This is a genomic window from Mesorhizobium sp. M2A.F.Ca.ET.039.01.1.1 (genome assembly GCF_003998035.1).
Classification (GTDB): Bacteria; Pseudomonadota; Alphaproteobacteria; order Rhizobiales; family Rhizobiaceae; genus Mesorhizobium.
This window is the reverse complement of the sequence record NZ_RZRY01000353.1, coordinates 1-6,649: the sequence shown is the minus strand read 5'-3', so window position 1 is coordinate 6,649 and position 6,649 is coordinate 1. Positions and strand designations below refer to the sequence as shown.

Genomic DNA, 6,649 nt, shown 5'->3' with positions numbered 1-6,649 from the left:
CGCCGCCGATCAGCAGTCCGGACAGGCATGCCGCCGCGTCGGCGGGCTTCAAATCCTGCAGAAGCCCGGCGGCGCGGATAGCGAACAGCTTCGAGGTCACGTCGCCGCCCTCGCCCAGGGCCCGCTCGCACCATTGCCGGAAGAACGGGCTGTCGGCGGCGACCGGAGCGGGATGCTCGCCCAGCGAATGTTTCAGGATCGAGTGCGTAGCCAAGACGGAAAACAATTCGCCGGTCGGCCAGGTGCCGAAGCCTCCGACGGCGCCGTGCTCGACCGCGACCCATTTCGAATGGGTGCCGGGCATGCAGACGAGATGCCTTCCCTTTGCCGGCAAACCGGCGCCGGCAAGCTGGGTCTCTTCGCCGCGCATGACATCCGGCGCGTCGGCCAGCCGCTGCGCGAGGCCGGGCACGATGCGGATGTCGCGGCGCGAGCCCTCGATGCGCGCGGCGCCGCGCAGAATCGCGCCGATCGGCGCCGGCACGGTGAGATAGGGCGCCTCGATCCAGCCCTGCCGCGAGCCGGCCATGCCGCAGATGACGACCGGCAGCGCCTCCGACGCGCCCATGGCTGCCAGATGGCCTTCCAGCACCTTGGCAAAACCTTTTTCGCGAGCGGTGATCAGCCCGTCGTCGCCGCGCCGCTCGGCAAGCACGTTGCCGGTATTGTCGAGCAGCCAGGCCCGCAGCCTGGTCGTGCCCCAGTCGAGCGCGGCGACTGCCGGTGTCGCGCTCACAGGAAGCCTCCGTCGACGATCAGCATCTGGGCGGTCAGCATGCGCGAGGCGTCGGATGCCAGGAATAGCACCGTGCCGACCATGTCGTCGGGCTGCATCACGTCCTTGATGCATTGCTTGGCGACATGGGCGGCGAGGCCCTCGTCGGTGACCCAGAGCTCGCGCTGGCGCTCGGTGATGACCCAGCCTGGCGCCACCGCGTTGACGCGGATGCGGTCGGCGCCGAGCTTGCCGGCGAGGCCTTTCGTCAGGCCGAGTATGCCCGCCTTGGCCGCGGTGTAGGCCGGCATGTCGGGATGGTTGATCAGATAGGAGGTGGAGGTGAAGTTGATGATCGAGCCGCCGCCGGCGCGTTTCATGCCGGGCGCCACGGCCTGCGCAGTGAAGAAATGCGGCCGCAGGTTGATGGCGAGATTGTTGTCCCAGAACTCGACCGTGACGTTTTCCACGGCGTGGCGATCGTCGAGCGCGGCGTTGTTGACCAAAACGGTCACGTCGCCATGCGCTTCGGCCGCCTTGGCCGCGGCGGCGCGCAGCGCCGCGATGTCGCGCAGGTCGGCCTTGAGATAGAGCGGGCGGCGGCCGAGCTCCTTCTCCAGCCGGTCGGCGAGGGCCGTGCTTGGCCTCTCGGCGATGTCGATGAAGGCGACTTTCGCGTTCTGCCGCATGAAACCTTCGGTCAGCGCCGCGCCGATGCCGGAGCCGCCGCCGGTGATCAGCACCGAGGCGCCGTCGAGGTCGGCAAAGCGTGCCGATGGCATCATGATTTCTTCTCCCTTTGGCCGGCGCGCATCCTAGCCACGCCGGGCCGGGGGGCAAGGGCGAAAAGGCGGATTCGGCAGCTTATGTCCGACAAATGCGGCACTCCCCCTCACCCAGCCTCCGCTTCGCTCGGCTGACCTCTCCCCGAGGGGAGAGGAGATTGCCGGCGTCGGCGCCAGTCTCTTCTCCCCGATGGGGAGAAGGTGGCCGCGAAGCGGCCGGATGAGGGGGCTAGCGCCGCCCTATGCGATTCCCAAAGCTGTTGTCAGATTGCCTTGGCATGCAGCGCGCCGCGATAGGAATCGCGCAGATAGCCGAGCGTGGCGTCGGCATCGGCCGGCTTGCCGAACAGATAGCCCTGGCCGCCGGCGCAGCCGAACTGGACGAGGCGGTCGGCCTGCGCCTCGTCCTCGATGCCTTCGGCGACGACATCCATGCCGAGCCCCTCGCACATGGCCAGGATCGCTCGGATGATGTGCTCCGAGGGCCGGTCGTCGAGAATGGAGGAGACGAAGGCGCGGTCGATCTTGAGCTTATCGAAATGGAACTCGCGCAGGCGGCCGAGCGAGGACTGGCCGGTGCCGAAATCGTCGAGCGAGACGCGGATGCCGACGCGGCGCAGGTCCTCGACGATCTTCTCGGCCGAGGCCGGATCGTTCATCAGGCCGGTCTCGGTGATCTCGATCTCCAGGCGGCGCGGGTCGAAGCCGGTGCGCTCGAGGATGGCCAGGATATGCAGGCCGGTGTTCTGGTCGACAAGCTGCGAGGGCGACAGGTTGAAGGACAGGAACAGATCCTTGGGCCAGCTGCGAGCCGCTTCCGTCGCCTTGCGCAGCACCAGCTGCGACAGCGGACCGATGATGCCGCGTTCTTCGGCGATCGGGATGAAGACGGATGGCGGCACGACGCCGAGGTCGCGGTCGGTCCAGCGCGCCAGGGTCTCGAAGCCGATGGTGCGGCGGCTGTTCAAATCGACGATGGGCTGGAAATGCGGCTCCACCTCGCCGGCCGAGACGGCGCGGCGCAGCGCCTGCTCGATGCGGGTAACGCGCTTGGCCGCCTCCTCCATCTCGCGCGTGTAGACGACGACGCGGCCGCGGCCCGAGCGCTTGGCGTGATAAAGCGCGGTCTCGGCCTTGTTGATCAGGATCTCGGTGGTCTCGTCGCCGGAATAGAAGAGCGAGCAGCCGACCGAGGCCGAGAGCCTCGCGGTGCGCTCGCCGACGTCATAGGGCGCCGACAATATCTCGATCAGCATGCGCGACTTCTCGGCCGCCTGCTCCTCGGAGAACACCATCGGGTAGAGATAGGCGAACTCGTCGGCGCCGATTCGGCAGACGGTGGAATAGCCATCCATCGAGGCGCGCAGGCGCATCGCCACTTGGATCAGGATGTCGTCGCCGGCCTTGTGGCCGAACAGGTCGTTGATCGGCTTGAAGCCGTCGAGGTCGAGGATGCCGACGGTGAAGGGCGCGGGATCGTCGGCGCGGTCGCTGATCAGGCGATCGACCTTGTCGAAGAAGCGACGATGGTTGCCGAGCCCGGTCAACGAATCCGTGAAGGCCAGATCCGTGTTTTCCTTGCCTGGCTGACCGGTGCCAAACGTCGTTTGCATCATGTCCCTGTTCTGATGTCGGTATTTCTCATCAGACTGGCACCAAAGCGTTTAGGAAAAGTATCGGAAAATCGATTTTCCTTCGTCCAGGAGTTGCTTGCGCCGCCGGCAACGGTTCAGCCTTGGACAAGGACTTCCGATCCGCTCCAAAATATTCTTTCATTCGAAACTTCTAATATAGATGTCGAATACTCTTTCCAGATTCGCTTCCGGCCGTGCGATCGCGCCCGCCGCTTGCGCTTTCGTTTAACCGGCTTGTCTGACGCGATAGAGCTCGATCGGGCTGCCCTTGGTCTCGCTGACCGGCTCGAGCCAGTCCGGCACGCTGCCGCGCAGCAGCCCGGCCAGGAAGCCCTGTGGCGCCTTTTGGGTCAGGGTCCGGCTCTCGCCATTGCCGGGGCAGATGGCGACGAGGCCGACACGATGCGCCTCGACGATCCGCCGCGCGTCATCGGCCGAGCCGAGAAAGGCGTCCAGCGCCAGGAGATTGCCGGCGACGTTGCGATGATAGGGGCCAGCGAAGACCTTGTGGCCGCTATAGACGAGGATCGGCGCGCCGAGATTGGAGATCGCAAGCACGGTCGTGCCGGTCATGCCGCCAAGCGGCGCGAAGGTGGCCTTCTTCTGGCAGGCCTTGTCCATCGCGCCGCGGTCGGCGACAGCCGGTCCTTTTTTCGAACGCCACCGAGGCGGCGGCGGCAACGCCGGTCCAGACCGGGTTGATCGAGACCAGCCAGACGGCCGCGAGGCGCAGCGCCACGCCGGGCGAAGAGCCGGCTTCCGCCCGCGCCCGCCATTTCGCGATCCAGGCCGACAGCGGAATGACCGCGAAGGCGATCGAGAAGGTGGTGCCGCGCAGCTGCCAGGCGCCGACCACGAAGGAGACGGCGAGCAGCGCCGCGACGAGGCTGTCCTGCCGCCGCCAGCCGCCACGGCGGAAGCGCAACGCCATCAGGATGATCGCGACCAGCGGCGTCGCATAACGCGCCGCAACGCGCGCCGGATCATGGACGAGCTGCGTGAACAGCGACTGGGCCTCGTCGATATGGTCGAGCCACAGTTCCTTCAGGCGCGGGTCGAGATTGGCATAGGGCGCCGAGAGGCATTGCGGGAACAGCGCCGCCACGACCGCGCCGAGGACGACGCCCAGCGCGGCAAGCAACGCCAGCCCGCGCTGCCGGCTGCCGGCGGCGGGCTCGACCAAGGCGATCGCCGCCAGCCCGACGCCGGCGATGGCGGCGACGACGAACTGCGCGACGGAGAAGGCATCGCACTCAGCCACGCCCCAGGCGGAGGGCGGGATGGTGGCGACGAAGACAAGCGCCCCGACGCCGGCGAAGCCGAGGCCAAAATCGCGGGCGATTGTCCGCTCGCCGCTCGGATCGGCGACGAACAGCAGCGACACGCAGACCCCGATGGTGGCGACATAGGGCACGGTTTCCATGCCGACGGCGAGCGTCAGCGCCGCGGAGAGGCCGGACAACAGCGCGGCCCAGCGCCAGGCAGGCGCCTCGAGCAGCAAAGCGAGGCTCGCCATGGTGAGCATCAGCTGGACGTTGTGGTGATCGAGCGCGCCGGGGTCATAAATGCCGAGAAAATAATAGCCGGCGCCGCCGACCAGGATGGCGGGCAGCGCCGCGCCGGCGCCGCCGAAGCTGCGCGCGGCGCGAGCGGTGAAGAACAGGGTCGACCAGAAGAGCAGCGCCGGCCACAGCACCTGCGCCACGTCCTCGGCAAGCGGCCTGCTGCCGGTCAGCGCCGAGGCGGCAAGCACGATCGCGGCGATCGGCGCATCCACCAGCCTGGACCAGTGCATGACGAAGCCGCCTTCCAGCCCCATGCGATACTGGTGAAGGTCGAACCAGCCCTGACCGGCAAGCAGGTCGCGGACCTCGACGAGGCGCAGCAGATTGTCGTTGTCGCCGCCGGCATCAGTCAGTTGGCCAAAGCCGGTCCACGCATCGGCGGCGAGCGCGAGCAGGGCGGCAAGCAGTGCCAGCACGAGGTCGGATTTCCACGCGGCGGCGCCGTTCTCGGCTGTGCCCATGCCGTGACCTTTGACGGGAGAGGATCGGTTTAAACCTAGCCTTAACGGCTTCAATAAATAGTAAAACGGCTCGACGGGACCGGCATCAGGCCGGCCGGAGGCTGGTCGGGCGCCCGGAGACAGACATGCCGCATGCAGTCCGCCACGAGCCGGTCATCGCCGTGCTCCTGCCTTGCTACAATGAGGAGCTCACGATCGGCGAGGTCGTGCGGCGCTTCCGCGAGACCCTGCCGTCGGCCGCGATCTATGTCTACGACAACAATTCCAAGGACCTCACGGCGCTGAAGGCCCGCGCAGCCGGCGCCATCGTCGTGCGCGAGCCGCGCCAGGGCAAGGGCAATGTGGTGCGGCGCATGTTCGCCGACATCGATGCCGACATCTATGTGATGGCCGACGGCGACGGCACCTATGCGCCGGAAGACTCGCCGCAGCTGATCAACGTGCTGCAGACCGAGCGCTCGGACATGGTGGTGGGCACCAGGCGCGGCGTGACCGACGATGCCGGCCGCAACGGCCACGCCTTCGGCAACCACATCTTCAACCGGCTCTACAAAGGCCTGTTCGGGACCGATTTCACCGACATCTTCTCCGGCTACCGGGTGTTTTCGCGCCGCTTCGTCAAAAGCTTCCCGGCCGTGTCCGGCGGCTTCGAGATCGAGACCGAGATGTCGGTGCATGCCTCGCAGCTGAAGCTGCCGGTGAGCGAGATGGCGCTGGATTACGGCCGCCGCCCGGAAGGCTCGTCGTCGAAACTGTCGACCTTCCGCGACGGCGCCAGGATCCTGTGGATGTTCGCCATGCTGGTGAAGGAGACGCAGCCGCTGCGCTTCTTCGGCACCTTCGCGCTGTTCTTTCTGGCGGCGAGCATCGGCCTGATGATCCCGGTGGTCATCGAATTCGCCGAGACAGGGCTCGTGCCGCGGATGCCGACCTGGGTGCTGTCGATCGGCATGCTGCTTCTGGCCATGCTCTCGATGATGACCGGGCTGATCCTCGATTCGGTCTCGCGCGGCCGCGCCGAGCAGAAGCGCATCTTCTACCTGTCGATTTCCTCAGCCCGGGCGGAGCGCGGGGTACCGGCACAGGCCTCGCCGAAAAGCGAGCCGGGCAAGGCCCCAAGGGCGGCATAGGGGGCGGCATAGTGGGCCGCCTCTTCCGCTTCACTCTTGCCGGCGGCATCGGCTTCGCCGCGGATGCGGCGGCGCTCTGGCTGCTGCTTGCCGCCACGCCGCTTGGCGCGCTTTCGGCGCGCGTGCTGTCGATCGGCTTCGCGCTCTGCGTCACGTGGCAGATCAACCGCCATGTGACCTTCGCGCCGTCGAGCCGGAGCATCGCTGAGGAAGGCGCCCGCTATGGCGGCGTCGGCATCGCCACCAGCATCGTCAACTATCTGGTCTACTGCGCCGTCCTGCTCGCTCTGCCGGCCCTGCCGCCGCTGGCAGCGCTCGCCATCGCCTCGATCGTTGCCATGACGCTGTCCTTCCTGGGC

At 67.2% G+C, this 6,649-nt stretch carries 7 protein-coding genes; 2 read left to right on the top strand and 5 right to left on the bottom strand.

The annotated features are described in order from the left end of the window. From EOA24_RS23410 to EOA24_RS23395, 5 genes are all read right to left on the bottom strand, one after another. On the bottom strand, positions 1-736 hold a 736-nt coding region (locus tag EOA24_RS23410), incomplete at its 3' end, for a 2-dehydro-3-deoxygalactonokinase (RefSeq protein WP_245501836.1). Next, the gene (locus EOA24_RS23405) at positions 733-1,500 is read right to left on the bottom strand and encodes an SDR family oxidoreductase (RefSeq protein WP_126080213.1); all 768 of its coding nucleotides are present in this window, start codon (positions 1,498-1,500) and stop codon (positions 733-735) included. The genes EOA24_RS23405 and EOA24_RS23410, both read right to left, overlap by 4 nt. Positions 1,501-1,763: 263 nt before the next feature. Next, positions 1,764-3,113, bottom strand: coding sequence for an EAL domain-containing protein (locus EOA24_RS23400; protein WP_126083626.1), 1,350 nt, complete (start codon positions 3,111-3,113; stop codon positions 1,764-1,766). A gap of 246 nt (positions 3,114-3,359) precedes the next feature. Then, the gene (locus EOA24_RS43220; protein WP_245467306.1) at positions 3,360-3,707 is read right to left on the bottom strand and encodes a hypothetical protein; all 348 of its coding nucleotides are present in this window, start codon (positions 3,705-3,707) and stop codon (positions 3,360-3,362) included. Further along, on the bottom strand, positions 3,649-5,160 hold the full coding sequence (locus EOA24_RS23395; RefSeq protein ID WP_245467307.1) for a GtrA family protein: 1,512 nt from the start codon (positions 5,158-5,160) through the stop codon (positions 3,649-3,651). The genes EOA24_RS43220 and EOA24_RS23395 overlap by 59 nt, the downstream gene beginning before the upstream one ends. A 125-nt stretch (positions 5,161-5,285) precedes the next feature. Here EOA24_RS23395 and EOA24_RS23390 point away from each other — a divergent pair, with 125 nt between their 5' ends. Then, entirely contained in the window at positions 5,286-6,290 is a 1,005-nt protein-coding gene (locus EOA24_RS23390; protein ID WP_126080214.1) for a glycosyltransferase, read from the top strand. 11 nt (positions 6,291-6,301) lie between these two features. Continuing rightward, positions 6,302-6,649: GtrA family protein (locus tag EOA24_RS23385; RefSeq protein ID WP_127410105.1), on the top strand; the 348-nt coding region annotated here is incomplete at its 3' end.